Below are 25,160 nucleotides of genomic sequence, written 5' to 3'. Positions count from 1 at the left end.
GGACCATGTGGCATAACGCACGCCTGCTCAACCTGATCGCCTCCACGCTGTATGCGGTGGTGGCGCTGATGGCGCTCGCGGCGGGCCTGCTGTGGCTGGCGCAGCGGCCGGTGTTTGCCATCACGCACGTGGAGATCGGGCCGATGGACGGCGGCGCCCTGCGCCACGTGAACGCGCCCAGCGTGCGCTCCAGCGCGCTGGGCAAGCTGACCGGCAACTTCTTCACGCTGGACCTGAACGCGGCGCGCCAGGCGTTCGAGTCGGTGCCATGGGTGCGGCGCGCCAGCGTGCGGCGCGAATGGCCCAACGGCCTGGCGGTCGAGGTCGAGGAGCACGAGGCGCTCGGCACCTGGGGCGCGCCCGACAGCGGTCGCCTGATCAACACCTATGGCGAGATCTTTGTCGCCAACACCGCCGAGGCGGAAGAAGACGCGCAGCTGCTGGCACTGGACGGGCCGCCCGACAGCGAAGCCGACGTGATCGAGAAGCTCGAGGTGATGCGCCAGTGGTTCAAGCCGCTCAACGCGGAGCCGCTCGCGGTGGCGCTGTCCGGCCGCTACGCCTGGCGCGCGCGCCTGTCCAACGGCATGGAGGTCGAGCTGGGGCGCGAGCAGAACGACGAGGACCGCACCGCGATGGACCAGCGCGTGCGCCGCTTCGTCGCGGCCTGGCCGCAGGTCACGCAGCAATGGGGCAGCCAGATCGAGTATGCCGACCTGCGCTATCCCAACGGCTTTGCCATCCGCGCCGCCAACGCGCGCTTCCTGACCGAGGCGCAGATCGCGGCAGCGGTGCGGGCCGAGAAGGCCGAGAAAGCGGCCAGGGCGAAGGCGGCGAGTGCGGCGACGAGTGCGGCGACCAGCGCCGCCAGGCCGGGGGCGGCCGCAACGGTTTCAGGTACATCCAACAACAATCCGACGCGACTGAAGAGCAAGAACGCGGAGAAAACCCGATGAGCAAGGAATACAAGGACCTGTTGGTCGGTCTCGATATCGGCACCTCGAAGGTGGCGGCCGTGGTGGCGGAACTGCGCCCCGACGGCAGCTACGAGGTGATCGGGATGGGCCAGTCTGAGTCCAAGGGTCTGAAGAAAGGGGTCGTGGTCAACATCGAGGCCACCGTGCAGTCGATCCAGAAGGCGCTGGAAGAGGCCGAGCTGATGGCCGACTGCAAGATTTCGGAGGTCTTCACCGGCATTGCCGGCAGCCATATCCGCAGCTTCAACTCCAGCGGCATGGTGGCGATCAAGGACAAGGAGGTCACGCAGACCGACGTGGCGCGCGTGATCGAGACCGCCAAGGCGGTCAATATCCCGACCGACCAGCAGATCCTGCACATCCTGACGCAGGAATTCATCATCGACGGCCAGGAGGACGTGCGCGAGCCCATCGGCATGAGCGGCATCCGCCTGGAAGTGAAGGTGCATATCGTCACCGGCGCGGTCAGCGCCGCGCAGAACATCGTCAAGTGCGTGCGCCGCTGCGGCCTGGAAGTGCACGACCTGATCCTGCAGCCGCTGGCTTCGAGCCTGGCCGTGCTGACCGAGGACGAGAAAGAACTGGGCGTGGTGCTGGTCGACATCGGCGGCGGCACCACCGACATCGCCATCTTCAGCGAAGGCGCGATCCGCCATACGGCCGTGATTCCCATCGCCGGCGACCAGATCACCAACGATATCGCGATGGCGCTGCGCACGCCGACGCCCGACGCCGAGGACATCAAGATCCAGTACGGCATCGCCAAGCAGGCGATCGCCGACCCGGACGACATGATCGAGGTGCCGGGCGTGGGCGACCGCGGCACGCGCACGCTCAGCCGCCAGGCGCTGGCCGCGGTGATCGAGCCGCGCATCGAGGAGCTGTACTCGCTGGTGCACCAGGTGGTGCGCGAATCCGGTTATGAAGAACTGTTGTCGTCGGGCGTGGTCATCACCGGTGGGACCGCGATGATGCCGGGCATGGTCGAGCTGGGCGAGGACATCTTCCTCAAGCCGGTGCGCGTCGGCGTGCCCGAGTATCGCGGCAACCTGCACGAGGTGGTGAAGAGCCCGCGCTACGCGACCGTGATGGGCCTGCTGCTGGAAGGCCGCGTGCAGCGCATGCGCGGGCGCAAGGTGGCCGTGCAGAGCGGGTCGGTCAAGCAGGTGTGGACCCGCATGAAGGAATGGTTTGTCGGCAATTTCTGATCCATTCGGAAATTGACGCGCTGACGATGCAACGGCGCGCGGGCAGGGCGGTCTACCGCACAGGCCTGCGTGCCGGATGGAAGTTTTCTGATTTTCTTTTTTTTGGTTTCTTGTTCAGAAACCAGGGGTTGCGGCGGGGAGGCTGCATCGTCTGGGGACTGATTCTTCTCGGAGGCAGTGATGGACTTTGACATGATCGAAACGGAAGTGATGGACGGCACCATCATCAAGGTGGTCGGCGTGGGCGGCGCGGGCGGCAATGCCGTGCAGCACATGATCAGCCGCGGCGTCCAAGGCGTCGAATTCATCTGCATGAATACCGACGCCCAGGCGCTCAAGCGTTCCACCGCTTCGCGCGTGCTTCAACTCGGCAATACGGGCCTGGGCGCTGGCGCCAAGCCGGAAGTCGGCCGCGGTTGCGCCGATCAGGCCCGCGAGCAGATCGCCGACGCGCTGCGCGGCGCGCACATGGTCTTCATCACTGCCGGCATGGGCGGCGGTACCGGCACGGGCGCCGCGCCGATCGTTGCGCAAGTGGCCAAGGAGATGGGCATCCTGACCGTGGGCGTGGTCAGCAAGCCGTTCGACTTCGAAGGCGCGCGCCGCGCCAAGGTGGCCGAGCACGGTTCCAGCGAGCTGGAATCGAGCGTCGACTCGCTGATCGTGGTGCTCAACGAGAAGCTGTTCGAAGTGATGGGCGACGACGCCGAGATGGACAAGTGCTTCCAGTGCGCCGACGACGTGCTGCACAACGCGGTGGCCGGCATTGCCGAGATCATCAACGTTGACGGCCTGGTCAACGTCGACTTCGAAGACGTCAAGACGGTGATGGGCGAGCAGGGCAAGGCCATGATGGGGACGGCCACCGTGTCGGGCGTGGACCGCGCCCGCCTGGCGGCCGAGCAGGCCGTTGCCAGCCCGCTGCTGGAAGGCGTGGACCTGTCCGGCGCGCGCGGCGTGCTGGTCAACATCACCGCCAGCCGTTCGCTGAAGCTGTCGGAAACCAAGGAAGTCATGAACACCATCCGCAGCTACGCCGCGGAAGATGCGACCGTGATCTTCGGTACGGTGTACGACGACTCGATGAGCGACGCGCTGCGCGTGACCGTGGTCGCGACCGGCCTGGGCCGCTCGGCCAAGAAGCAGCAGCCGATGACGCTGCTGAAGACCGGCACCGACAACATGCCGGTGCAGATGATGGCCAACATGGCCGCCACCGCCGCGCAGCACAGCTCGCCGGACTACAGCAACCTCGATACGCCGGCAGTGTGGCGCAGCTCGCGTGAGTCGGCGTCGGCCCACGTTGCGGCGCTGCAGGAAAAGGGTGTGGATACGTACGACATCCCGGCCTTCCTGCGCAAGCAGGCAGACTGAAGCCTGCCTGGCGCGGCATCGGTGCCTCCACCGGCCGCCTGACGGAACGCGTCGCCTGGTCGCGATGCACGTGCGCTCCCCATCCGCGCGTGCCTTGCATGGCTGACGTGAACCGCCGGGCTGCTGGCGGCGCCGCGCCTGCGCCGGACTGAGCTTCACCCGCATCCCGTCGCCGGGACGGGCGTGCCGCTGGCCGCCTCCCCGGACTGGTTTCCCGCCTTCCCGGTCGGGATGTATCGTCGTCCGCGCGGCGCACCCAAAAGGTGCGCCGCGCGGACGTCTTTGTAGCGTCTTCAGGTGTATCGAAATTCGTCCGAATGTCACCGGATGTGATCCGGCTTTGGCAGCGCCGGCCGGGCACCTATGATCGTTAGGTTGCCCTGCGGCAACGCGCCGCCATGCGATCCCGCATCCGTCCTATCCTTCATAGACCCGTTCAGACACCCAAGGAAAACCAGAAAGCCATGATCACTGTCGGTTCCCGCGTCCCCGACGCCACGCTGCAGGAATTCTTCGAGACCGAAAGCAACGGCTGCGCGCTCGGCCCCAATGCGTTCAAGGTGGCGGACCTGGTCCGCGGCCGCAAGATCGTGGTGTTCGGCCTGCCCGGCGCCTTCACGCCGACGTGTTCGGCCAAGCATGTGCCGGGCTTCGTGCAGCATGCCGCGGCGCTGCGCGAGGCGGGCGTGGACGAGATCTGGTGCGTCTCGGTCAACGATGCCTTCGTGATGGGCGCCTGGGGCCGCGAGCAGCAGGTGGCCGGCAAGGTGCGGATGATGGCCGACGGCAGCGCCGAGTGGACCCGCGCGCTTGGCCTGGACCAGGACCTGAGCGCGCGCGGCATGGGCGTGCGCGCCAAGCGTTTCGCCATGGTGATCGACGATGGCGTGGTGACCCGGCTCGAAGTCGAGGCGCCGGGCGAATTCCGTGTCAGCAGCGCCGAGGCGGTGCTGGCGGCGTTGCGTGGCTGACACAGTCATCCGGGTAAACGTGGATAATACGTAACTTGTGACAGGCGTGTTAACAGCCGGAAACAAAACCCGGCTGCACCGCCCCGGATGTGGTGGTAAAATCCCTTAATCAAAAAGACAACACGATAGATTTTAATAATTGTTGAGGCTGTCATGCTCAAACAGCGCACGATCAAATCCCTGGTGAAGACCGTTGGCATCGGCCTGCACTCCGGCCGCAAGGTCACGCTGACGCTGCGTCCGGCGCCGGCGGGTACCGGCATCGTCTTCACCCGCGTCGACCTGCCCGAGGCCGTCGAGATTCCCGTGGCCGCTTCGGCCATCGGCGACACGCGCCTGGCGTCGGTGCTGCAGAAGGCTGGCGCGCGCGTTTCCACCGTCGAGCACCTGATGTCCGCCTGCGCCGGCCTGGGCATCGACAATCTCTATGTCGACGTCGACGCCGAGGAAATCCCGATCATGGACGGCAGCGCGGCGTCGTTCGTGTTCCTGCTGCAGTCGGCTGGCATCGAGGAGCAGAATGCGCCCAAGACCTTCATCCGCGTGAAGAAGCCGGTGGAAGTGCGCGAAGGCGACAAGCTGGCGCGGCTGGAGCCGTTCTTCGGCTTCAAGCTGTCGTTCACCATCGACTTCCGCCACCCGGCGGTCGACAAGACCGGCCAGACCTTCTCGATCGATTTCGCCGACACCAGCTACGTGCGCGAGATTGCCCGCGCCCGCACCTTCGGCTTTGCGCACGAGGTCGAGGCCCTGCGCGAAATGGGCCTGGCGCGCGGCGGCAGCCTGGACAACGCGATCGTGCTGGACGAGCACCGCATGCTCAACAACGAGGAACTGCGCTACGGCGACGAGTTCGTGCGCCACAAGATCCTGGATGCGATCGGCGACCTGTACGTGGTGGGCCATCCGCTGATCGGCGCCTATGTGGCGAACAAATCCGGCCATGGCCTGAACAACCAGCTGCTGCGCGCGCTGCTCGCCGACCAGGAAGCCTACGAGCTGGTCACCTTCGACCGCGTCGAGGAAGCCCCGGCGGCGTTCCTGCCGCAGGCCCAGCCGGCCTTCGCCTGAGCTGCCTCGCATGGAGAAAGAGCCGACCTGCACAGGTCGGCTCTTTTGTTTTGGACGCTGCGCCGGTGGTCAGCGGTGGTGTGACAGCAGGGTATTGAGCGCGTCGCGCAGCGGCGAATCCGGCAGGCTGCGCGCGAGCTGGGCCAGATTGGCCAGCCCGGTCGGCGTCATGCGGCCGCTGGTGCGCGGCCGGGGCACCGGCTCCACCTCCCAGTCGGAATGGCGCTGCACCTCGGGCTGCACCCGCACGCGGATCGAGGTGACCGGCGAGCCGCGCTGCTGCAGCCGTCCGAGCAGCGTGGGCACGACCTGGCGCACCCGCGCCGCGGCCGCGCCATGGGCTGCCAGCAACAGCAGCACCTGGCCGTTGGGGTCGGACGGGTCGCGCTTGATGCCGGCCACGGCCAGGCCCGCGCGCATGCCGGCCGGCAGCAGCGCCAGCACCTCGGCCTCCAGCACCGACAGCTGGCGCGCGGTCTGCAGCAGCGTCGACACCGGGCCGGCCTTGTCCAGCCAGTCGTTGAGCGGCTTGGCAACGGGGGTCTGCAGGGCGGGATGGGTGAAGCGGCGCATGGGTCCATTCTAGCAAGGGGGCGGCGCGTGCACGCAGGGCCGCGCAGGCCGGAAGCGAGGGCGGCCGGATCGAAGCCGGCGCAACCATCCCGAACTGCTTGCGGCGGGGCTGGCGCCAGCGCCCCGCGCCGCCGGGCGTGACCCCGGCACATGATAAACTCGGCGTTTTGCGCCAATCTATCCATTACCGCGCCCGGCCGCCGGGGCAGCCCGCCTTCCCTGGGGATGCCACCCGGTTCCGCGCAGGTGAAAGCAATCGATGATCACGGGCCTTCTCAAGAAAGTCTTCGGCAGCCGCAATGAGCGGCTGATCAAGCAATACCGCCGCACGGTGGCGCAGATCAATGCGCTGGAGCCGAAGTTCGAGCAGCTCTCCGACGACGAGCTGCGCGGCATGACCGAGGCCTTCCGGCAGCGCCACGCCGGTGGCGAATCGCTCGAGGCGCTGCTGCCCGAGGCTTTCGCCGTGTGCCGCGAGGCCAGCAAGCGCGTCATGAAGATGCGCCACTTCGACGTGCAGCTGATCGGCGGCATGGTGCTGAACGACAACAAGATCGCCGAAATGCGCACCGGCGAAGGCAAGACCCTGACCGCGACGCTGGCCGTGTACCTGAATGCCATCACCGGCAAGGGCGTGCACGTGGTCACCGTCAACGACTACCTGGCGCAGCGCGATGCCGAGTGGATGGGCCGGCTGTACAACTTCCTGGGCCTGTCGGTGGGCGTGAACCTGTCGCAGATGGCGCATGACCAGAAGCAGGCAGCGTACAACGCCGACATCACCTACGGCACCAACAACGAGTTCGGCTTCGACTACCTGCGCGACAACATGGTCTACGACCCGTCGCAGCGCGTGCAGCGGCCGCTGCACTACGCCATCGTCGACGAGGTGGACTCGATCCTGATCGACGAGGCCCGCACCCCGCTGATCATCTCCGGCCAGGCCGAGAACCAGACCGACCTGTACCAGCGCATGAATGGCATCCCGAGGCTGCTCGAGCGCCAGATCGGCGAGGAAAAGGCCGACGGCACCGGGGTCGAGAAGCCGGGCGACTACTACGTCGACGAGAAGGGCCACCAGGTCTACCTGACCGAGGCCGGCCACGAGAAGGCCGAAGAGATCCTGTCGCAGCTGGGCCTGATCGGCGAGGGCGAATCGCTCTACGCGCCGCAGAACATCACGCTGATGCATCACCTGTACGCGGCCCTGCGCGCGCACAGCCTGTTCCACCGCGACCAGCACTACGTGGTGCAGAACGACGAGGTCGTGATCGTCGATGAATTCACCGGCCGCCTGATGACCGGCCGCCGCTGGTCCGACGGCCTGCACCAGGCCGTCGAAGCCAAGGAAGGCGTCACCGTCCAGCAGGAAAACCAGACGCTGGCGACCGTCACCTTCCAGAACTACTTCCGCATGTACGAGAAGCTGGCCGGCATGACCGGCACGGCCGACACCGAAGCGTACGAGTTCCAGGAGATCTACGGCCTGGAAGTGGTGGTGATCCCGACCAACCGCCCGACCCAGCGCAAGGACCTGCAGGACCAGATCTACAAGACCGGCAAGGAGCGCTACGACGCCGTGGTGCGCGATATCCGCGACTGCTACGAGCGCGGCCAGCCAGTGCTGGTCGGCACTACCTCGATCGAGACCTCGGAGTACCTGTCGGGCCTGCTCGAGCGCGAGCAGCTGCCGCACCAGGTGCTCAACGCCAAGCAGCATGCGCGCGAAGCCGAGATCGTGGCGCAGGCCGGCCGTCCCAAGATGATCACCATCGCCACCAACATGGCGGGCCGCGGCACCGACATCGTGCTGGGCGGCAACGTCGAGAAGCAGTCGGGCTTTATCGAAGCGGACCCGAACCTGTCCGACGCCGACAAGGCCGCGCGCATCCGGCAGCTCGAGGATGAGTGGCAGTCGCTGCACGAGCAGGTCAAGGCCGCCGGCGGCCTGCATATCGTCGGCACCGAGCGCCACGAGTCGCGCCGCATCGACAACCAGCTGCGCGGCCGCGCCGGCCGCCAGGGCGACCCGGGTTCGTCGCGCTTCTACCTGTCGCTGGACGACCAGCTGCTGCGCATCTTCGCCGGCGACCGCGTGCGCGCCATCATGGAGCGCCTGAAGATGCCCGAGGGCGAGCCGATCGAAGCCGGCATCGTCACGCGCTCGATCGAGTCGGCGCAGCGCAAGGTGGAAGGCCGTAACTTCGACATCCGCAAGCAGCTGCTGCAGTACGACGACGTCGCCAACGACCAGCGCAAGGAAATCTACAAGCTGCGCAACGACGTGCTCGAGGCCAACGACGTTGGCGAGATGGTGGCCAACCTGCGCGAGAGCGTGCTGATCGAGCTGTTCCGCGACCACGTGCCGGCCGACACCATGGAAGAGCAGTGGGACATCGCCGGCCTGGAAACGCGCCTGCGCGACGACTGGGGCCTGGAAGTGCCGCTGGCGCAGACCATCGAGGGCGCGCAGAGCATCGAGGACGAAGAGCTGCTCAACCTGATCATGAAGGCGGCGACGGAGCGCTACGACAGCAAGGTGGCAATGGTCGGCCGCGAGTCATTCGCCGGCTTCGAGCGCTCGGTCATGCTGCAGAGCATCGACACCCACTGGCGCGAGCACCTGGCCGCGCTGGACCACCTGCGCCAGGGCATCCACCTGCGCGGCTATGCGCAGAAGGATCCCAAGCAGGAGTACAAGCGCGAGTCGTTCGAGCTGTTCGCGCGACTGCTCGACGTGATCAAGAACGAAGTCACGCGCGTGACCTTCAACGTGCAGATCCAGTCGCCGGAAGAACTGGAGCAGGCCTCGGAGCAGATCGAGGAAGGCCTGTCGCACCTGGAGAACGTGCAGTACAAGCACGACGAGTTCGCCGAAGGCCGCGAGCCGGTCGAGGAGGCGCCGTCGCCGCGCACCGGCACGGCCATGGCCGCCGCCGAGCTGGCGCTGGCCGGCATGCCCAAGGTCGGCCGCAACGATCCGTGCCCGTGCGGCTCGGGCAAGAAGTTCAAGCAGTGCCACGGCAAGCTCAGCTGAACTGAGCCGCGCCGGGTGCCCGGTATGACGTCGGTCCTGCAACGCGGGGCGTGACGCAACAGGAAACGAACATGCCCGCCCTTCGCGGGCATGTTCGTCTGAGACCAGCCAGTCGCTAGCAGCAACATCGAGGAGTCCTGCATGCCCGTCAATCTTCCGCTGCCCCAGGCAGAGAACCTGAAATCCGTCGCCGGCGTGGAGCTCGGCTGGGCCGAGGCGGGCATCCGCAAGGCCAACCGCAAGGACGTGCTGGTGGTGCGCGTGGCCGAAGGCGGCACCGTCGCCGGCGTCTTTACCAGCAACCGCTTCTGCGCCGCGCCGGTTCAGGTCTGCCGTGAGCACCTAGCGCTTGCGGAAAAGTCGGGCAGGGGCATCCGCGCGCTGGTGGTCAACACCGGCAATGCCAACGCCGGCACCGGCGAGCAGGGCCTGGTCAACGCCCGCGCCACCTGCGACGCGCTGGCCGCGCAGCTGGGCATCGATGCCGCGCAGGTGCTGCCGTTCTCCACCGGCGTGATCCTCGAGCAACTGCCGATGGAGCGCCTGCTGGCCGGCCTGCCCGCCGCCATCGCCAATGCCGGGGCCGACAACTGGCTGGCCGCGGCGGAAGCGATCATGACCACCGACACCCAGCCCAAGGTCGCGTCGCGCACGGTGCAGATCGACGGCAAGACCGTGACGCTGTCGGGCATCAGCAAGGGCGCCGGCATGATCCGCCCGAACATGGCGACCATGCTGGGCTTCATCGCCATGGATGCCGCGGTGGCGCAGCCGGTGCTGCAGGCGCTGGTGACGCACGCCGCCGACCACTCGTTCAACAGCATCACCATCGATGGCGATACCTCGACCAATGATTCGTTCGTGCTGATCGCCTCGGGCAAGTCCGGTGCCGTGGTCGACCGCGCCGAAGGTCCGGCCTTCGCAGCGCTGCGCCATGCGGTGACGAGCCTGGCGCAGGAACTGGCGCAGATGATCGTGCGCGACGGCGAAGGCGCGACCAAGCTGATCACCATCCGCGTCGAAGGCGGCAACGATGTGGCCGAGTGCCGCCAGATCGCCTACGCGGTGGCGCATTCGCCGCTGGTCAAGACCGCCTTCTATGCCTCGGACCCCAACCTGGGCCGCATCCTGGCCGCGGTGGGTTACGCCGGCGTGGATGATCTCGACGTCGGCCGCGTCAACCTGTGGCTGGACGACGTCTGGGTCGCCCGCGACGGCGGCCGCAATCCCGACTACCGCGAGGAAGACGGCCAGCGCGTGATGAAGCAGGCCGAGATCACCGTGCGCATCGCGCTCGGCCGCGGCAATGCCGAAGCGACCGTGTGGACCTGTGACCTGTCGCACGACTACGTGTCGATCAACGCCGACTATCGTTCATAAGCCCTGCCGGTTTGCTCCCTTCTACCGCTTGCGGGAGAGGGGCCGGGGGAGAGGGCCAGCGTCTCAACCAGCGTGGTGCCCGGCCAAACCACCGCCTCTCCCAACTCTCTCCCGCCGAGGGGAGAGGGAGCCAAGCAATCGGCACCAAGCTAACCCTCTACTGCTTACCGCCCCGCTGCCATGTCCGACCTCGCCGCCCGCCTCGACAACTTCCTCTCCCGCCTCGAACAATGGCTGCCGCCGCAACTGAGCGACGCGGACTGGCAGGAGGCGGTCGCGTTTCGCTGGCGCAAGCGCCAGAGCCTGTTCGGCAATATCGGCTACCTCCAGCCGGTGCGCCAGCTGCCGCCGATCCACCTGGACGACCTGAAGAATATCGAGCGCCAGAAGGATGCCATCGTCGGCAATACGCGCCAGTTCGTGAACCGGCTGCCCGCCAACAACGTGCTGCTGACGGGCGCGCGCGGCACCGGCAAGTCGTCGCTGATCAAGGCCTGTCTCAACGCCTTCGTCAAGGACGGGCTGCGGCTGGTCGAGGTCGACAAGGATGACCTCGGCGACCTCGGCGATATCGTCGAGCTGGTCTCGCAACGGCCCGAGCGTTTCGTCATCTTCTGCGATGACCTGTCGTTCGAGGAAGGCGAGTCGGGCTACAAGTCGCTCAAGTCGGCGCTGGACGGATCGGTCGCGGCGCAGTCGGACAACGTGCTGATCTACGCCACGTCCAACCGCCGGCACCTGCTGCCGGAGTACATGAAGGACAACGAGACCTACCGCCACACCGACGACGGCGAGATCCACCCCGGCGAAGTGGTGGAAGAGAAGATCTCGCTGTCCGAGCGCTTCGGCCTGTGGCTGTCGTTCTACCCGCCCAAGCAGGACGAGTACCTGGCCATCGTCGGCCACTGGCTGCGGCACTTCGGCTGCACCGACGAGGACATCGCCGCCGCGCGTGGCGACGCGCTGGTGTGGGCGCTGGAGCGCGGCTCGCGTTCGGGCCGCGTGGCCTGGCAGTTCGCGCGTGACTGGGGCGGCAAGCACGGCAAGCCGTACATCGCCGATCTGGCGGGGGACGCCAAGGCATGAGCGCGGCGACGCAGAACCCCGCAGCCACCGGCGGCAACCCGGCGCGCAAGGTGACCGAGGTGGCGGTCGGCGTGCTGGTGCAGCCCGACGGCCGCTTCCTGCTGGCGCAGCGCCCGGCCGGCAAGCCCTACGAGGGCTACTGGGAATTCCCCGGCGGCAAGCTGGAGCCGGGCGAGTCGGTGGAGGCAGCGCTGGCGCGCGAGCTTCACGAAGAGCTGGGGCTTGATGTCACGCAATGCGAGCGCTGGCACATCCTGGAACATGACTACCCGCACGCCTATGTGCGGCTGCATTTCTGCAAGGTCACGGCCTGGCAGGGCGAGCCTGTCGGCCGCGAAGGCCAGGCGTTCTCGTGGCAGGGCACGCCGGTGACGGTGGGGCCGCTGCTGCCGGCCACCATTCCCGTGGTGGCGTGGCTGGACGAGGAAGCGCGCGACGGCTGACCTCGCCGTCCGCGTCACCCACAAGCGGCCGCGGCGCCCGCTTGTGCGCCGCCCGGGCCGGCCGGACCGGTCCACAGGAAAGGAACCTGCATGCTACGTGTCGATCGTGTCGCCGACGACGTTTCCCTGCCTGAACTGACCCTGCGCGGCATCGTCCTCGGTGCGCTGATCACGGTCGTGTTCACCGCCTCCAACATCTACCTGGGCCTGAAGGTCGGCCTCACCTTCTCGTCGGCGATCCCCGCGGCCGTGATCTCGATGGCCGTGCTGCGGCTCTTCCCCGGCGCCAACATCCTGGAAAACAACATGGTGCAGACGCAGGCCTCGGCCGCGGGCACCCTGTCGTCGATTATCTTTATCCTGCCCGGGCTGGTGATGCTGGGCCACTGGCAGGGCTTCCCGTTCTGGCAGACGCTGGCGATCTGCGCGGCCGGCGGCATGCTGGGCGTGGTGTTCAGCATCCCGCTGCGCCATGCCATGGTGGTGCAGAGCGACCTGCCCTATCCCGAGGGCGTGGCCGCCGCGGAAATCCTGCGCGTGGGCAGCGCCGCGCCGGCCGAAGCCGCGCCGGGCCGGAAGCCGCAAGCGACCGGCCTGGCCGACCTGATGGCCGGGGGCCTGGTCGCGGGGCTGTTCAGCTTCGCCGCCGGCGGCCTGCGCGTGCTGGCCGAGGGCGCCAATTTCTGGCTGTCGGCGGGCGCCTCGGTGGTGCGGCTGTCGATGGGCTTCTCGCTGGCGCTGGTGGGCGCGGGCTACCTGGTCGGCATCGTCGGCGGGCTGGCCATGCTGCTCGGGCTGGTGCTGACCTGGGGCGTCGCGGTGCCCTGGCTGACCGCGGTCACGCCGCGCCCGGACGGCGCCACGCTGTCGGCCTTCGGCACCATGGTGTGGAGCCAGCAGGCACGCTTCATTGGCGCCGGCACCATCGGCATCGCCGCGATCTGGACGCTGCTGTCATTGGCCAGGCCGATGCTCTACGGCATCCGCGCCTCGTTCGGCGCGCTGCAGGCCGGGCCGACGGGGCAGGGCCGCGTGCCGCGCACGCAGCAGGACCTGCCCGCCAAGTGGATCGGGCTGGCGATGCTGGCGCTGCTGGCGGTGCTGGTGACGGTGTTCGCCTGGTTCCTCGCGCCGGCGCCGCTGGATGGCGGGGCGCGCTGGCGCCTGGTGGTCTACGCGGTGGTGTTCGCCTTTATCTTCGGCTTCCTGGTGGCGGCGGCGTGCGGTTACATGGCGGGGTTGGTGGGCTCGTCGGCCAGCCCGATTTCGGGCATCGGCATCATCGCGGTGATCCTGGTATCGCTGCTGATCCTGCTGGCGGGCCAGGCCGACGGCCTGCTGGCCACGCCCGAGGGCGGCAAGTTCGCGATCGCGCTGGCGATCTTCACCACCTCGGCGGTGGTGGCGGTGGCGTCCATCGCCAATGACAACCTGCAGGACCTGAAGACCGGCTGGCTGGTCGGCGCGACGCCGTGGCGCCAGCAGGTCGCGCTGCTGATCGGCTGCGTGGTCGGCGCCGCGGTGATTCCGCCGGTGCTGGAACTGCTCTACAGCGCTTATGGCTTCGCCGGCGCGCTGCCGCGTGCGGGCATGGACCCGAACCAGGCGCTGGCCGCGCCGCAGGCGACGCTGATGACCGCCATCGCCACCGGCATCTTCACCCACCAGCTCAACTGGAAGATGATCCTGATCGGCATCGGGCTGGGCGTGGTGCTGATCGCCATCGACGAAATCCTGCGCCGCCGTGGAGGCGTGGCGCGGCTGCCGGTGCTGGCGGTGGGCATCGGCATCTACCTGCCGCCGACGATCAGCTCGGCGCTGGTGGTGGGTGCGGTGCTGTCGTGGCTGTTGCTGCGCGCCGAGCGCCGCCGTGCCACCGCACGCGGCGACGACGTGCAGCTGGCACTCGAGCACGCCGAGCGGCGCGGCACACTGCTGGCCTCCGGCCTGATCGTCGGCGAAAGCCTGGTCGGCGTGATGCTGGCCGCGGTGATCGGCCTGTCAGGCAGCGATGCGCCGCTGGCAGTGGTCGGGGGCGGGTTTGAAGCGACCGCGCAGTGGCTGGGTCTGGCGGTGTTCGTGCTGGTGTGCGTGGGTTTCTACCGCCGCGTGCTGGCGGCAGCGCACTGAGGAAGAGGGCGCAGGGGGCGCGCCCTCAGTCGTCCTCGTCTTCGGACCGGTCGGGCGAGGTCTCGCCCGGCTTGCCGCCGATCACGTATTTCTCCGACGCCCAGGCGCCGAGATCGATCTGCTTGCAGCGCTCGGAACAGAACGGGCGGAATTTGTTGTCGGGCACCCAGGCCACCTCGGTGCCGCAGGTGGGGCATTTGACGACAGCTGGCATGGCGTTCAGCGCGGGCTTCAGAAATTGCAGAGTTTCAGCAGGAACGGGATATCGGCATCGACCGAGCGCGGGCGCAGGTCGCCGTCCTGCTGCGTGAAACGCACCCACAGCATGTACTTGTTGGCGCTCATCTCGGGGATGAAGGCCAGCAGCGAATCGTCCAGGTAGACCTGCATCAGCTGGTAGCTGCGGCCTGACAGCATCTGCTGGTAGCTGCCGCCGGTGGCGATCACTTTGCCGCTCTGGCCGGCCTCGCGCAGCAGCCGCAGCACGATGGTGGTGCCCATGCGCAGCGATACCAGCGGCCGCGCCCATTTCAGGATGTCGGCGCGGCGGTCTTCGGCGGGACGGTGCTGCCATGCATAGTACGCAGGCAGGTCGAACTCGCAGGTGCCGCCGGGGATGATGGCGCGGCTGCGGATGCTGGTCAGCCACTCGTTATCCGTCAGCAACTGGCCGGCCTTGCCCACGGTCTGGTTGAGCATGGCGATGCCCTGCTCGATCTCGCCGATGACCGAGTCGAGCGCGTCCTGGTCGATCTGCGGATTGGCGCGCAGCGGCGCCAACGCCTGGCGCTGGCGCTCCAGTTCCTTGATCAGGTCGGTCTTCAGGTCGGCGCGGCCGGCGACATCGATGATCTCGAACAGCGTGGTCAGCGCGACATGGTGCTGCTGGGCATGATCCTGGCCGAGGAAGTATTCCAGCCGATCGAACAGGTCCTCCAGGCGCAGGAGTGTCCTGATGCGTTCGTTGAAAGGGTATTCGTACAGAATCAAGTGCTGTGTCCGTGCAGGGCGTCGGGCGCTTCAGGGGCGGCCCGGTGCTGAATGAGGCCCGGGAAATACCGGAAAGGGCGATCTATGCGTGTGGAATACCGGCACTATGCGGCGATTTCCCGGCATGTTCCAGCGCATTCTATGCGAGACCAGGTCCGAGGACAATGTCGCGCGCGTGATGCAATGCGCCACAGCGCCAGCGCGGCGCGTTATGGATGGACCGTGCCCGCGGCCGACAGTTCACGGTAGTAGCGGTCGAGCCGGTCGACCTGCGCCACCAGCGCCTCGACCGGTCCGTCGTTATCGATGACGTCGTCGGCACATGCCAGGCGCGCCGCGCGCGTCGCCTGCCTGGCCATGATCGCCAGCACCTGATCGCGGCTGAAGCCGTTGCGCGACATCACGCGGGCCACCTGCGTGGCCTCCGTGCAGTCGACCACCAGCACACGGCCGACGCGCTCGCGCCATGAGCCCGACTCCACCAGCAGCGGCACCACATAGATCAGGTAGGGATGCGCGCCGGCATCACGGATCGACTGCGCGCGTTCGGTCGTCAGCGCGCGGATGAGCGGGTGCGTGATGGCTTCGAGCCGCGCCTTGGCGGCGGGATCGGCAAACACCAGCGCACGCATGGCGTCGCGGTCCATGGCGCCGTCCGGGCGCAGGCAGGCGGGGCCGAAGGCCTCGACCAGCGCCGGGATGGCGCGCCCGCCCGGGGCGGTGATCTCGTGCGCGAGCAGGTCGGTGTCGATGATCGCGGCGCCGCGCGCGGCGAACATGTCGGCCACGCGGGTCTTGCCGCTGCCGATGCCGCCGGTCAGTCCGATTTCCAGCATGTGAAGTATTCTGTCAGGCGTCGTTGCCGCAACGATACCAGCTTCGGCCGCTTCAGCCGTGGCCCGATCACGACCGCGCGGCCATCACCATGCAAACACCGGCAGCACGCCGGGGCCGAACAGCAGCACCACCACGCCGGCCAGCGCAATGAAGGGCCCGAACGGGAACGGCGTATCGCGCTCCTGGCGGCGCAGCGCGATATTGGCCAGTCCGAACAGCACGCCCGCCACCGACGACAGCAGCACCAGCGCCGGCAGCGCCTGCCAGCCGAACCAGGCACCCAGCGCCGCCATCAGCTTGAAGTCGCCGAAGCCCATGCCTTCCTTGCCGCGCAGCAGCCGGAACAGCCAGTAGGCGAGCCACAGCACCAGGTAGCCGGCGGCGGCGCCGACCACTGCGTCGGGCAGCGCCACGAACAGGCCGGCCAGGTTCAGCAGCAGGCCGATCCACAGCAGCGGCAGCGTGATCTGGTCGGGCAGCAATTGCGTATCGGCATCGATCATGGTCAGTGCCAGCAGCCCCCACACCAGCACCAGCGCGGCCAGCGCCTGCACGCCCGGGCCGAAGCGCCATGCCACCAGCGCGCTCAGCACGCCGCAGGCCAGCTCCACCAGCGGATAGCGCGCGCTGATCGGTGTCTTGCACGCCGAGCAGCGGCCGCGCAGGAACAGGTAGCTCAGCACCGGCACGTTTTCCCACGGGGCGATGGCGTGGCCGCAATGCGGGCACGCCGAGCGCGGCACCATCAGGTTGTAGCGGCCAGGGTAGGGCAGCGGGTCGCCGCGGAGCTCGGCAATGTAGTTGGCTTCTTCGCGCTCCATCATGCGCGGCACGCGGTGGATCACCACATTGAGGAAACTGCCGACCACCAGCCCCAGCAGCGCCGCGGCCGCCACCAGAAAGACTGGCGGCAGCGCCGCCAGCGCGTGCAGCAGCGGGGCACTGCCGCTCGGATAAGGGGACGCGGACCACACCGGCTGCATCGCTTACACCACCTGTCCCAGCTTGAAGATCGGCAGGTACATCGCCACCACCATGCCGCCGATCAGCACGCCCAGCACCACGATGATCAGCGGCTCGATTAGGCTGGAGATGGCGGCGACGGCATCGTCGACCTCGCGCTCGTAGAACTCCGCAACCTTCAGCAGCATGTTGTCCAGCGCGCCGGATTCCTCGCCGATCTGCGTCATCTGCAGCACCATGTTGTCGAACACATGGGTCGCCTGCATCGCGTTGGTCAGGCTGGTGCCGATGCGCACCGACTGCTCGATCTCGCGGGTGGCGTCGTAGTAGACCCAGTTGCCGGCCGCGCCGGCCACCGACTCCATCGACTCAACCAGCGGCGTGCCGGCCGCGAACATGGTCGCCAGGGTGCGGGTCCAGCGCGCGATCACGGCCTTGCGGAACAGGCTGCCGAAGATCGGCAGCTTCAGCAGCGCGCGGTCGGTGGCGCGCTGCACCTTCTCGGATTTCTTCAGCGCGCGCAGATAAAAGCTGATGCCGGCCACCGGCGCGCCGATCATCAGGTACCAGTACTGGACAAAGAAGTCCGAGATCGCGATCACCAGCAGCGTCGGCGCGGGCAGATTGGCGCCGAAGCTGGAAAACACGCCCTTGAACGCCGGGATCACGAACAGCATCAGGATCACGGTGACGGCAAAGGCGACGGTCAGCACCGCGATCGGATAGATCATCGCCGACTTGATCTGCCCCTTCAGCGCGATGGTCTTCTCCATGTAGAGCGACAGGCGCTCCAGCAGCGAGTCCAGGATGCCGCCCTGTTCGCCGGCATCGATCAGGTTGCAGTAGAGCGTGTCGAAGTATCTGGGATGGCGGCGGAACGCCGCGGCCATGCTGCTGCCGGCCTCGATGTCGAAGCGGATGTCGGACAGCAGCTGGGTGAAGTTGGGGTTCACGTGCCCGCGCGCGATGATGTCGATCGACTGCAGCAGCGGGATGCCGGCCTTGAGCATGGTCGACAGCTGCCGGGTGAAGTAGGCGATGTCCTTCTCGGTGATCTTGCGCCCGCGCGCGGCCTTGCGCTTCTTCAGCCTGACGATGGTCAGGCCCTGCTTGCGCAGCGTGGCGGTGACTTCGGCCTGGTTTTCGGCGCGCAGCTCGCCGGTGAAGGTCTTGCCCTTGCGGTCCTTGCCTTCCCACTCGAAGATGTACTGGGTGGGAGCCTTGCGTCCCTTCCCTGATTTGGCCCGTGACGGTGCCCCCGTCCGGGCGCCCGCTGCTGGTGCGCGCGTCGCCATGTTATTGACCCCCGATGACAATGACGCTTGTTCTGCGTCTTGTATTTACGTTATGTCCTGCTTCCCTACGTGTTCGTGGTCGCCAGCACTTCTTCGAGTGACGTGACGCCCTGCCTGACCTTCAGCAGCCCCGCTTCGCGCAACGATAGCACGCCGTCCTTGCGCGCCTGCTCGGCAATCTGCAGCGCGGTGCCGTGCGCCAGGATGATCTCCTGCATGGCCTCGGTGATCGGCATCACCTGGTAGATGCCGCAGCGGCCCTTGTAGCCGCTGCCGTTGCAGCGCTCGCAGCCGACCGGATGGTAGGGCTGCCAGCTGCCGTCCAGGTCCTGCTCGCGAAAGCCCGCTTCCAGCAAGGCCTCGCGCGGGATCTCGCCCTCGCGCTTGCAGCTGCACAGGCGCCGCGCCAGCCGCTGGGCGGTGATCATCAGCACGCTCGAGGCAATGTTGAAAGGCGCCACGCCCATGTTCATCAGGCGTGTCAGCGTGGTCGGCGCGTCATTGGTGTGCAGCGTCGACAACACCAGGTGGCCGGTCTGCGCGGCCTTGATGGAGATGTCGGCGGTTTCCAGGTCGCGGATTTCGCCCACCATGATGATGTCCGGATCCTGGCGCAGGAACGAGCGCAGCGCGGTGGCGAAGGTCAGCCCGGCCTTGTCGTTGACGTTGACCTGGTTGATGCCCGGCAGCTGGATTTCCGCCGGGTCCTCCGCCGTCGAGATATTGATGTCGCCCTGGTTCAGCAGGTTCAGGAAGGTGTACAGCGACACGGTCTTGCCGCTGCCGGTCGGGCCGGTCACCAGCACCATGCCGTACGGGCGCTTGATCACGTCCAGCAGCAGCGCCTTCTGCTCCGGCTCATAGCCGAGCTGGTCGATGTCGAGCTTGTCGGACGACGATTCCAGGATCCGCATCACGATCTTCTCGCCGAACAGCGTCGGTAGCGTCGAGACGCGGAAGTCCACCGCCTTCTCGACGGTTTCCTTGGCATCCTTGTCCTTGGGCAGCGCGATCAGCAGCTTCATGCGGCCGTCCTGCGGCACGCGCTTTTCGGAAATATCCAGCCGCGACAGCACCTTGATGCGGGTCGCGATCTTGTCGCGGATATCCAGCGGCGGCCGCGCGACTTCCTGCAGCACGCCATCGACGCGGAAGCGGATCCGGTAGAAGGTTTCGAACGGCTCGAAGTGCAGGTCGGAGGCGCCGCGGTGGAAGGCCTCGGTCAGCAGCTTCTGCAGGAAGCGCACCACCGGCGCATCGTCGATACTGTCGGCCGTGGTGCGGTTGCGCGGGTTGGCGGCGGCGGCGACCGGATCGTATTCGATCATCTTGCGCTCGGCCTGCACCGGCGAGATGTTCTTCAGCGTGCCGAGCGCCTCGCCGGCGGCGCGCACATGCTTCATCAGCTTGTCGTGCTCGACCACCACCGCTTCGACCGGCAGCTTGTACTTGTCGCGGATCGCGTCCAGGCCGGCCTGGTTGGACGGATCGGACAGCGCCAGCACCAGGCGGTTCTCGCGCCGGCCCAGCGGCAGCAGCCGGTGGGCATGGAATTCACGGTTGCCGGCGAGCGCCGGCGGCACCTTGGCGAGGTTGTACTGGGCCAGGTCCAGCAGCGGCAGCTGGTACTTGTCCGCGGCGAACAGCGCCAGGTCGTGCGCGCTCATGGTGCCGCTGCCGACGATCTCGTCGATCAGCTGCGATTGCTTTTCACGCGCGGCCTGCTCCAGCTGAGCAAGCAGGGCGGGCGCGATACGCCGGCTCTGGGCCAGGGAAAGTCCGAGTGTCATGGCAGGTGCGCGGTGCGGTTAGGCGGTAAGGCATGCAGGCAAGGGCGGACGAACCCACGTCCCCGGCTCGGGGCAGTTTGACGCTGGGGTCACTTTTTGTAAAGGCGATGACGGCCCGGTATTGGCGTTTGCGCGACACGGGCGCAACCCTACTTGCGCGGGGAGAAATGGCGCTGATGAAGGACAGGGGTTTGGGGCTATGGACAATCCGCGGGAGCCGCGGAATTGTGCATGGCCAGAATGACAAAAGGCCGAACCACTGACGTGAGTTCGGCCTTTCTAAATCTGGTCGGGGTGAGAGGATTCGAACCTCCGGCCTCTACGTCCCGAACGTAGCGCTCTACCAGGCTAAGCTACACCCCGATTTGTTTCGCCGGCAGACGTTTTGGCGTCAGCAGCAAAGAAGGTAAGTTTAGCAGCGTTTTTTTGGGAATGGAAGAGGGCGAAGGAAAACGCCACGCATCCCGGCTCAGGACTGCCGCTGCAGCGAGAACGCACACAGCTGGATCAGGGTTTCCTTCAGCTCGGACGGCGGGAATTGCCGGGCTGCCTGCTCGGCGGCTTCGGCCTCGCGCCGTGCCGCTTCGAAGGTGACCTCGAGCGCGCCGCTGGCGTGGATCGCGGCAAAGACCGCGTCGAAATGCTCGGTGCCGCCCTGCACGATCGCGTCCCGGGCCAGCTGGCGCTGTTCGGCGGTGCCGTGTTCCAGCAGGTGCAGCAGCGGCAGGGTGGGCTTGCCTTCGCGCAGGTCGTCGCCGGCGTTCTTGCCCATCTGCTCGGCGCTGGCGGTGTAGTCCAGCATGTCGTCGATCAGCTGGAACGCGGTGCCGATGCGGCGGCCATATTCGGCGGCGGCTTCCTCCATCTGCGCGTCGGCGCCCGACAGCACCGCGCCCAGTTGCGCGGCGGCCTCGAACAGCTTGGCGGTCTTGTAGCGGATCACCTGCAGGTAGCGCTCGACGGTGACGTCGGGGTCGTGCATGTTCAGCAGCTGCAGCACCTCGCCCTCGGCGATCACGTTGGTCGCGTTGGACAGGATTTCCATGATGCGCATGCTGCCGGCATCGACCATCATCTGGAACGCGCGCGAATAGAGGAAGTCGCCCACCAGCACGCTGGCGGCATTGCCGAACACGGCGTTGGCGGTATCGCGGCCGCGCCGCAGCTCGGACTCGTCGACCACATCGTCGTGCAGCAGCGTGGCGGTGTGGATGAACTCGACCACGGCCGCCAGCTCGTGATGGCGGTTGCCGTCATAGCCCAGCGCGCGCGCTGTCAGCAGCAGGATCACCGGGCGCAGGCGCTTGCCGCCGGCACCGATGATGTATTCGCCGATCTGCTCGATCAGCGGGACTTCGGAGGACAGCCGCTGGCGGATAACAGCATCGACCGCGCGCATGTCTGCAGCGACCGGGGCAAGCAAGGCAGTGGCGGAAGGCTGGGACAAGATGATCACCGTTACGCAAAACCGGACGATTATATGCGATGCAGGCGGCGTTCTACGCATGCCTCGCATAGTTTGCCGGGCACCGGGCTCAGGGTATGCGCGCAGCGGCGCCGGTCATCGGCGCCACTATAATTGCAGTCATGGACAAGCCCGTACCTCGCCGCCAGCTGCGCCGCACCGCCTGGTGGGTGGCGTTTGCCGCACTGGCGGGGTTCCTTCTTGCCGACCTGACCTGAGCGCAGTGGCCGCCGATTGTGCCGGGCGCGCCGCTCGCAGGCTATGTGCCTGTTTTCTTTGCGGTTTTCCCCGATCTCGTTTACAATTCCCGGTTTCCTCCGGTAGTCGCTCGCCTTGCGGGTCCTTGCCGGTGGGAGATAACCGGACCGCATCGCGCGGTTTCGGCGTTTTATTCACATCCGAGAGGTTCGACAATGTACGCGGTCGTAAAAACCGGCGGCAAGCAATACAAGGTTGCTGCTGGCGAAAAACTGAAAGTAGAACAGATACCGGCAGACATTGGCGCAGAAATCACGCTCGACCAGGTGCTCGCAGTGGGCGCCGGCGACCAAATCAAGTTTGGTACGCCGCTGGTGAGCGGGGCTTCCGTCAAGGCTACCGTTATCTCCCAGGGTCGTCACGACAAGGTGAAGATCTTCAAGATGCGCCGTCGCAAGCACTACCAGAAGCGTCAGGGCCATCGTCAGAATTACACCGAACTGCGCATCGAAGCGATCGTTGCCTGATCGATCGAGCGTAATCCGGTAAAGCGACAGGAGTAAGACATGGCACAGAAAAAAGGCGGCGGTTCCACGCGGAACGGCCGTGATTCCGAATCGAAGCGTCTGGGCGTGAAGGTGTTTGGTGGCCAGGCCATCAACGCCGGCGGCATCATCGTGCGCCAGCGCGGTACCCGCGTGCATGCCGGCGACAACGTCGGCGTGGGCAAGGACCACACGCTGTTCGCCCTGATCGACGGCCACGTGCAGTTCGCCGTCAAGGGCCCTGCCAAGAAGCAGCAAGTCAGCGTCGTTCCGGCGGCCTGATAACAGCCTTTGCAGGACGAAAGGCCCCGCAACGCTTGCGGGGCTTTTTCTTTTCGGGCGAAGTAAACTACGCCGGCGCCCGATCTACCGATCCCTGCCGATCCATCACGGAAAACCCATCATGAAGTTCATCGACGAAGCCCGAATCGAAGCCATCGCCGGCAACGGCGGCAATGGCAGCGCCTCGTTCCGGCGCGAAAAGTTTGTGCCCTTCGGCGGCCCGGATGGTGGCGACGGCGGCCGGGGCGGCAGCGTGTTCGCCGTGGCGGACCGCAATATCAATACGCTGATCGACTTCCGCTACGCCAAGAAGCATGTGGCGAAGAATGGCGAGAACGGCCGTGGCTCCGACTGCTACGGCGCTGCCGGTGAAGACATCACGCTGCGCATGCCGGTGGGCACGCTGATCACCGACATGGACACCGGCGAGGTCATCGCCGACCTGACCGAGCACGGCCAGCGCGTGTGCCTGGCCGAGGGCGGCATGGGCGGCTGGGGCAACCTGCACTTCAAGTCCAGTACCAACCGCGCGCCGCGCCAGCAGGTCGACGGCAAGCCGGGCGAGCGCCGCATGCTCAAGCTCGAGCTCAAGGTGCTGGCCGACGTCGGCCTGCTGGGCATGCCCAACGCCGGCAAGTCGACCTTTATCTCGCATATCTCCAATGCGCGCCCGAAGGTGGCGGACTATCCGTTCACCACGCTGCATCCCAACCTGGGCGTGGTGCGCGTCGACCATGAGCAATCGTTCGTGGTCGCCGACATCCCCGGCCTGATCGAAGGCGCGGCCGAAGGCGCGGGCCTGGGCCACCAGTTTTTGCGCCACCTGCAGCGCACCGGGCTGCTGCTGCATATCGTCGACCTGGCACCGTTCGACGAGGCGGTCGACCCGGTCGCCGAGGCCAGGGCCATCGTCAACGAGCTGAAGAAGTACGACGAAACCCTGTATGAAAAGCCGCGCTGGCTGGTGCTGAACAAGCTCGACATGGTGCCCGAGGACGAGCGCGCCGCGCGCGTGAAGGACTTCCTCAAGCGCTACAAGTGGAAGGGCCCGGTGTTCCAGATCTCGGCGCTGACCGGCGAAGGCTGCCGCGAGCTGATCTATGCGATCAAGGACCACCTGCAGGCGATCAAGGCCGAAGAGGCCGCGGCGCTGGCAGAGCCGGACATCCGCCTGGACGACCGCCTGCATAACGTCGACCAGGACCAGCGCGAGGCATAAGCGGCGCGCCTGCGCGTGCCAATGGTTGGCTCCCCTCTCCCGCGGGCGGGAGAGGGGCTGGCGGTGAGGGCGGGGGCCGATCGGGCGTGGCGCCTTGTCTAACCACCCCTCACCCTGCCCTCTCCCCTGAGGGGAGAGGGGAACACAATCGCAGACAGGATTTCCACCATGCAATCGGTCATCGCGCAGGCAAAGCGCATCGTCGTAAAAGTGGGCTCCAGCCTGGTCACCAACGACGGCAAGGGGCTGGACCACGACGCCATCGCCCGCTGGGCGGCCCAGATCGCCAAGCTGCGCGTGGCCGGCAAGGAAGTGGTGCTGGTCAGTTCCGGCGCCATCGCCGAAGGCATGCAGCGCCTCGGCTGGGCGCGCCGCCCGAAGGAAATCCATGAGCTGCAGGCGGCCGCCGCGGTCGGCCAGATGGGGCTGGCGCAGGTCTACGAGAGCCAGTTCGGCCGCTATGGCATCCGCACCGCGCAGGTGCTGCTGACCCACGCCGACCTGGCCGACCGCGAGCGCTACCTGAACGCGCGCTCCACGCTGCTGACGCTGCTGTCGCTGGGCGTGGTGCCGATCATCAACGAGAACGACACCGTGGTCACCGACGAAATCAAGTTCGGCGACAACGACACGCTCGGCGCGCTGGTCACCAACCTGATCGAAGGCGACGCACTGGTGATCCTGACCGACCAGCGCGGCCTGTACACCGCCGATCCGCGCAAGGACCCGGCCGCGCAGTTCGTCGACGAAGCCCTGGCCGGCACGCCCGAGCTGGAAGCCATGGCCGGCGGCGCGGGCACGTCGATCGGGCGCGGCGGCATGCTGACCAAGATCCTGGCGGCCAAGCGCGCGGCCAAGTCGGGCGCGCATACCACCATCGCCTCGGGCCGCGAGGCCAACGTGCTGGAGCGCCTGGCCGCCGGCGAGGCCATCGGCACCCAGCTGCTGGCGCCGACCGGCCGGCTGACCGCGCGCAAGCAGTGGATGGCCGACCACCTGCAACTGCGCGGGCGCGTCGTGATCGACAACGGCGCGGTCGAGAAGCTGACCGGCGGCGGCAAGTCGCTGCTGCCGATCGGCGTGGTCGAAGTGCAGGGCGAATTCGCCCGCGGCGAGGTGATCGCCTGTGTCGATGCGCAAGGCAAGGAGGTGGCGCGTGGCATCACCAACTATTCCAGCGCGGAGTCGCGGCTGATCGCGCGCAAGCCGTCGTCCGAGATCGAAGCCGTGCTCGGCCACCTGAACGAGCCCGAACTGATCCATCGCGACAACCTGGTACTGGTCTGAGCGATGGAAAGAAAAACGGCGGGACTGCCTGGCAGTCCC

Annotated in this window: 22 protein-coding genes and 1 tRNA gene; 14 read left to right on the top strand and 9 right to left on the bottom strand. The window is 67.0% G+C overall.

Translation table 11 applies throughout. The annotated features are described in order from the left end of the window. Positions 1-5 precede the first annotated feature (5 nt). The 5 genes from CBM2586_RS14245 to lpxC all read left to right on the top strand — a co-directional run bounded on the left by CBM2586_RS14245 (position 6) and on the right by lpxC (position 5,601). Positions 6-956, top strand: a complete 951-nt coding sequence (locus tag CBM2586_RS14245; RefSeq protein ID WP_115688129.1) for a cell division protein FtsQ/DivIB — start codon at positions 6-8, stop codon at positions 954-956. Continuing rightward, positions 953-2,185 carry a cell division protein FtsA gene (gene ftsA, locus CBM2586_RS14240; RefSeq protein ID WP_010814765.1) on the top strand — a complete coding sequence of 411 codons (1,233 nt, stop codon included), beginning with the start codon at positions 953-955 and terminating at the stop codon, positions 2,183-2,185. Before CBM2586_RS14245 ends, ftsA begins: the two co-directional genes overlap by 4 nt. Before the next feature lie 180 nt (positions 2,186-2,365). Then, the gene (ftsZ, locus tag CBM2586_RS14235) at positions 2,366-3,559 is read left to right on the top strand and encodes a cell division protein FtsZ (protein WP_092306216.1); all 1,194 of its coding nucleotides are present in this window, start codon (positions 2,366-2,368) and stop codon (positions 3,557-3,559) included. 464 nt (positions 3,560-4,023) lie between these two features. Beyond that, positions 4,024-4,530, top strand: coding sequence for a peroxiredoxin (locus tag CBM2586_RS14230; RefSeq protein ID WP_115661107.1), 507 nt, complete (start codon positions 4,024-4,026; stop codon positions 4,528-4,530). Positions 4,531-4,683: 153 nt separating this feature from the next. Next, positions 4,684-5,601, top strand: a complete 918-nt coding sequence (lpxC, locus tag CBM2586_RS14225; RefSeq protein ID WP_115661108.1) for a UDP-3-O-acyl-N-acetylglucosamine deacetylase — start codon at positions 4,684-4,686, stop codon at positions 5,599-5,601. Positions 5,602-5,670: 69 nt separating this feature from the next. Here the strand turns inward: lpxC and CBM2586_RS14220 are convergent, their stop codons facing one another. Beyond that, a complete protein-coding gene (locus CBM2586_RS14220; RefSeq protein WP_115688127.1) occupies positions 5,671-6,174 on the bottom strand; it encodes a DciA family protein in 504 nt (167 codons plus the stop codon). 259 nt (positions 6,175-6,433) lie between these two features. Between CBM2586_RS14220 and secA the strand changes: the two genes are divergently transcribed. From secA to CBM2586_RS14195, 5 genes are all read left to right on the top strand, one after another. Further along, entirely contained in the window at positions 6,434-9,211 is a 2,778-nt protein-coding gene (gene secA, locus CBM2586_RS14215; protein WP_115661110.1) for a preprotein translocase subunit SecA, read from the top strand. A gap of 141 nt (positions 9,212-9,352) precedes the next feature. Then, positions 9,353-10,591 (top strand): bifunctional glutamate N-acetyltransferase/amino-acid acetyltransferase ArgJ, encoded by a 1,239-nt coding sequence (gene argJ, locus CBM2586_RS14210; protein ID WP_115661111.1) that lies wholly within the window; start codon positions 9,353-9,355, stop codon positions 10,589-10,591. A gap of 180 nt (positions 10,592-10,771) precedes the next feature. Next, the gene (locus CBM2586_RS14205; protein WP_115661112.1) at positions 10,772-11,677 is read left to right on the top strand and encodes an ATP-binding protein; all 906 of its coding nucleotides are present in this window, start codon (positions 10,772-10,774) and stop codon (positions 11,675-11,677) included. Further along, positions 11,674-12,120, top strand: a complete 447-nt coding sequence (locus CBM2586_RS14200) for an NUDIX domain-containing protein (RefSeq protein WP_115661113.1) — start codon at positions 11,674-11,676, stop codon at positions 12,118-12,120. The genes CBM2586_RS14205 and CBM2586_RS14200 overlap by 4 nt, the downstream gene beginning before the upstream one ends. Before the next feature lie 90 nt (positions 12,121-12,210). Next, complete coding sequence (locus CBM2586_RS14195; RefSeq protein ID WP_115688125.1) at positions 12,211-14,250, top strand: OPT family oligopeptide transporter; 2,040 nt, start codon at positions 12,211-12,213, stop codon at positions 14,248-14,250. Between the two features lie 25 nt (positions 14,251-14,275). On the opposite strand, the gene CBM2586_RS14190 is transcribed toward CBM2586_RS14195, so the two are convergent. The 8 genes from CBM2586_RS14190 to ispB form a co-directional block, all read right to left on the bottom strand. After that, positions 14,276-14,464 carry a DNA gyrase inhibitor YacG gene (locus CBM2586_RS14190; RefSeq protein WP_018006248.1) on the bottom strand — a complete coding sequence of 63 codons (189 nt, stop codon included), beginning with the start codon at positions 14,462-14,464 and terminating at the stop codon, positions 14,276-14,278. Between the two features lie 17 nt (positions 14,465-14,481). After that, the gene (gene zapD, locus CBM2586_RS14185; RefSeq protein ID WP_012353939.1) at positions 14,482-15,240 is read right to left on the bottom strand and encodes a cell division protein ZapD; all 759 of its coding nucleotides are present in this window, start codon (positions 15,238-15,240) and stop codon (positions 14,482-14,484) included. A gap of 209 nt (positions 15,241-15,449) precedes the next feature. Further along, complete coding sequence (gene coaE, locus CBM2586_RS14180; protein WP_115688123.1) at positions 15,450-16,076, bottom strand: dephospho-CoA kinase; 627 nt, start codon at positions 16,074-16,076, stop codon at positions 15,450-15,452. 84 nt (positions 16,077-16,160) lie between these two features. After that, positions 16,161-17,060 carry a prepilin peptidase gene (locus tag CBM2586_RS14175; protein WP_115688121.1) on the bottom strand — a complete coding sequence of 300 codons (900 nt, stop codon included), beginning with the start codon at positions 17,058-17,060 and terminating at the stop codon, positions 16,161-16,163. 3 nt (positions 17,061-17,063) lie between these two features. After that, on the bottom strand, positions 17,064-18,335 hold the full coding sequence (locus tag CBM2586_RS14170) for a type II secretion system F family protein (RefSeq protein WP_115661117.1): 1,272 nt from the start codon (positions 18,333-18,335) through the stop codon (positions 17,064-17,066). A 65-nt stretch (positions 18,336-18,400) separates the two neighbouring features. After that, positions 18,401-20,125 carry a type IV-A pilus assembly ATPase PilB gene (gene pilB / locus CBM2586_RS14165; RefSeq protein ID WP_115688119.1) on the bottom strand — a complete coding sequence of 575 codons (1,725 nt, stop codon included), beginning with the start codon at positions 20,123-20,125 and terminating at the stop codon, positions 18,401-18,403. 286 nt (positions 20,126-20,411) lie between these two features. Beyond that, positions 20,412-20,488: transfer RNA gene (locus CBM2586_RS14160), tRNA-Pro, on the bottom strand. A 106-nt stretch (positions 20,489-20,594) separates the two neighbouring features. Next, on the bottom strand, positions 20,595-21,524 hold the full coding sequence (gene ispB, locus CBM2586_RS14155) for an octaprenyl diphosphate synthase (protein WP_092306243.1): 930 nt from the start codon (positions 21,522-21,524) through the stop codon (positions 20,595-20,597). 479 nt (positions 21,525-22,003) lie between these two features. On the opposite strand from ispB, the gene rplU reads away from it, so the two are divergent. From rplU to proB, 4 genes are all read left to right on the top strand, one after another. Next, positions 22,004-22,315 (top strand): 50S ribosomal protein L21, encoded by a 312-nt coding sequence (rplU, locus tag CBM2586_RS14150; RefSeq protein ID WP_006576525.1) that lies wholly within the window; start codon positions 22,004-22,006, stop codon positions 22,313-22,315. A gap of 39 nt (positions 22,316-22,354) precedes the next feature. Next, positions 22,355-22,615, top strand: coding sequence for a 50S ribosomal protein L27 (gene rpmA, locus CBM2586_RS14145; RefSeq protein ID WP_012353931.1), 261 nt, complete (start codon positions 22,355-22,357; stop codon positions 22,613-22,615). A 121-nt stretch (positions 22,616-22,736) separates the two neighbouring features. Further along, entirely contained in the window at positions 22,737-23,834 is a 1,098-nt protein-coding gene (gene obgE, locus CBM2586_RS14140; protein ID WP_115661120.1) for a GTPase ObgE, read from the top strand. A 168-nt stretch (positions 23,835-24,002) separates the two neighbouring features. Then, positions 24,003-25,121 (top strand): glutamate 5-kinase, encoded by a 1,119-nt coding sequence (proB, locus tag CBM2586_RS14135; RefSeq protein WP_115661121.1) that lies wholly within the window; start codon positions 24,003-24,005, stop codon positions 25,119-25,121. Positions 25,122-25,160 lie beyond the last annotated feature (39 nt).

Source organism: Cupriavidus taiwanensis (assembly GCF_900250115.1).
Lineage (GTDB): Bacteria > Pseudomonadota > Gammaproteobacteria > Burkholderiales > Burkholderiaceae > Cupriavidus > Cupriavidus taiwanensis_B.
This window is presented reverse-complemented; position numbering and strand designations above follow the sequence as displayed.

Coding starts and splice junctions, on each gene's coding strand:
- coaE (WP_115688123.1), bottom strand. CDS start 16,076: ATGCTGGAAATCGGACTGACCGGCGGCATCGGCAGCGGCAAGACCCGC.
- CBM2586_RS14245 (WP_115688129.1), top strand. CDS start 6: ATGTGGCATAACGCACGCCTGCTCAACCTGATCGCCTCCACGCTGTAT.
- rplU (WP_006576525.1), top strand. CDS start 22,004: ATGTACGCGGTCGTAAAAACCGGCGGCAAGCAATACAAGGTTGCTGCT.
- proB (WP_115661121.1), top strand. CDS start 24,003: ATGCAATCGGTCATCGCGCAGGCAAAGCGCATCGTCGTAAAAGTGGGC.
- secA (WP_115661110.1), top strand. CDS start 6,434: ATGATCACGGGCCTTCTCAAGAAAGTCTTCGGCAGCCGCAATGAGCGG.
- CBM2586_RS14170 (WP_115661117.1), bottom strand. CDS start 18,335: ATGGCGACGCGCGCACCAGCAGCGGGCGCCCGGACGGGGGCACCGTCA.
- argJ (WP_115661111.1), top strand. CDS start 9,353: ATGCCCGTCAATCTTCCGCTGCCCCAGGCAGAGAACCTGAAATCCGTC.
- ftsZ (WP_092306216.1), top strand. CDS start 2,366: ATGGACTTTGACATGATCGAAACGGAAGTGATGGACGGCACCATCATC.
- CBM2586_RS14230 (WP_115661107.1), top strand. CDS start 4,024: ATGATCACTGTCGGTTCCCGCGTCCCCGACGCCACGCTGCAGGAATTC.
- ispB (WP_092306243.1), bottom strand. CDS start 21,524: ATGCGCGCGGTCGATGCTGTTATCCGCCAGCGGCTGTCCTCCGAAGTC.
- pilB (WP_115688119.1), bottom strand. CDS start 20,125: ATGACACTCGGACTTTCCCTGGCCCAGAGCCGGCGTATCGCGCCCGCC.
- CBM2586_RS14205 (WP_115661112.1), top strand. CDS start 10,772: ATGTCCGACCTCGCCGCCCGCCTCGACAACTTCCTCTCCCGCCTCGAA.
- CBM2586_RS14195 (WP_115688125.1), top strand. CDS start 12,211: ATGCTACGTGTCGATCGTGTCGCCGACGACGTTTCCCTGCCTGAACTG.
- CBM2586_RS14175 (WP_115688121.1), bottom strand. CDS start 17,060: ATGCAGCCGGTGTGGTCCGCGTCCCCTTATCCGAGCGGCAGTGCCCCG.
- lpxC (WP_115661108.1), top strand. CDS start 4,684: ATGCTCAAACAGCGCACGATCAAATCCCTGGTGAAGACCGTTGGCATC.
- obgE (WP_115661120.1), top strand. CDS start 22,737: ATGAAGTTCATCGACGAAGCCCGAATCGAAGCCATCGCCGGCAACGGC.
- CBM2586_RS14190 (WP_018006248.1), bottom strand. CDS start 14,464: ATGCCAGCTGTCGTCAAATGCCCCACCTGCGGCACCGAGGTGGCCTGG.
- ftsA (WP_010814765.1), top strand. CDS start 953: ATGAGCAAGGAATACAAGGACCTGTTGGTCGGTCTCGATATCGGCACC.
- rpmA (WP_012353931.1), top strand. CDS start 22,355: ATGGCACAGAAAAAAGGCGGCGGTTCCACGCGGAACGGCCGTGATTCC.
- CBM2586_RS14200 (WP_115661113.1), top strand. CDS start 11,674: ATGAGCGCGGCGACGCAGAACCCCGCAGCCACCGGCGGCAACCCGGCG.
- CBM2586_RS14220 (WP_115688127.1), bottom strand. CDS start 6,174: ATGCGCCGCTTCACCCATCCCGCCCTGCAGACCCCCGTTGCCAAGCCG.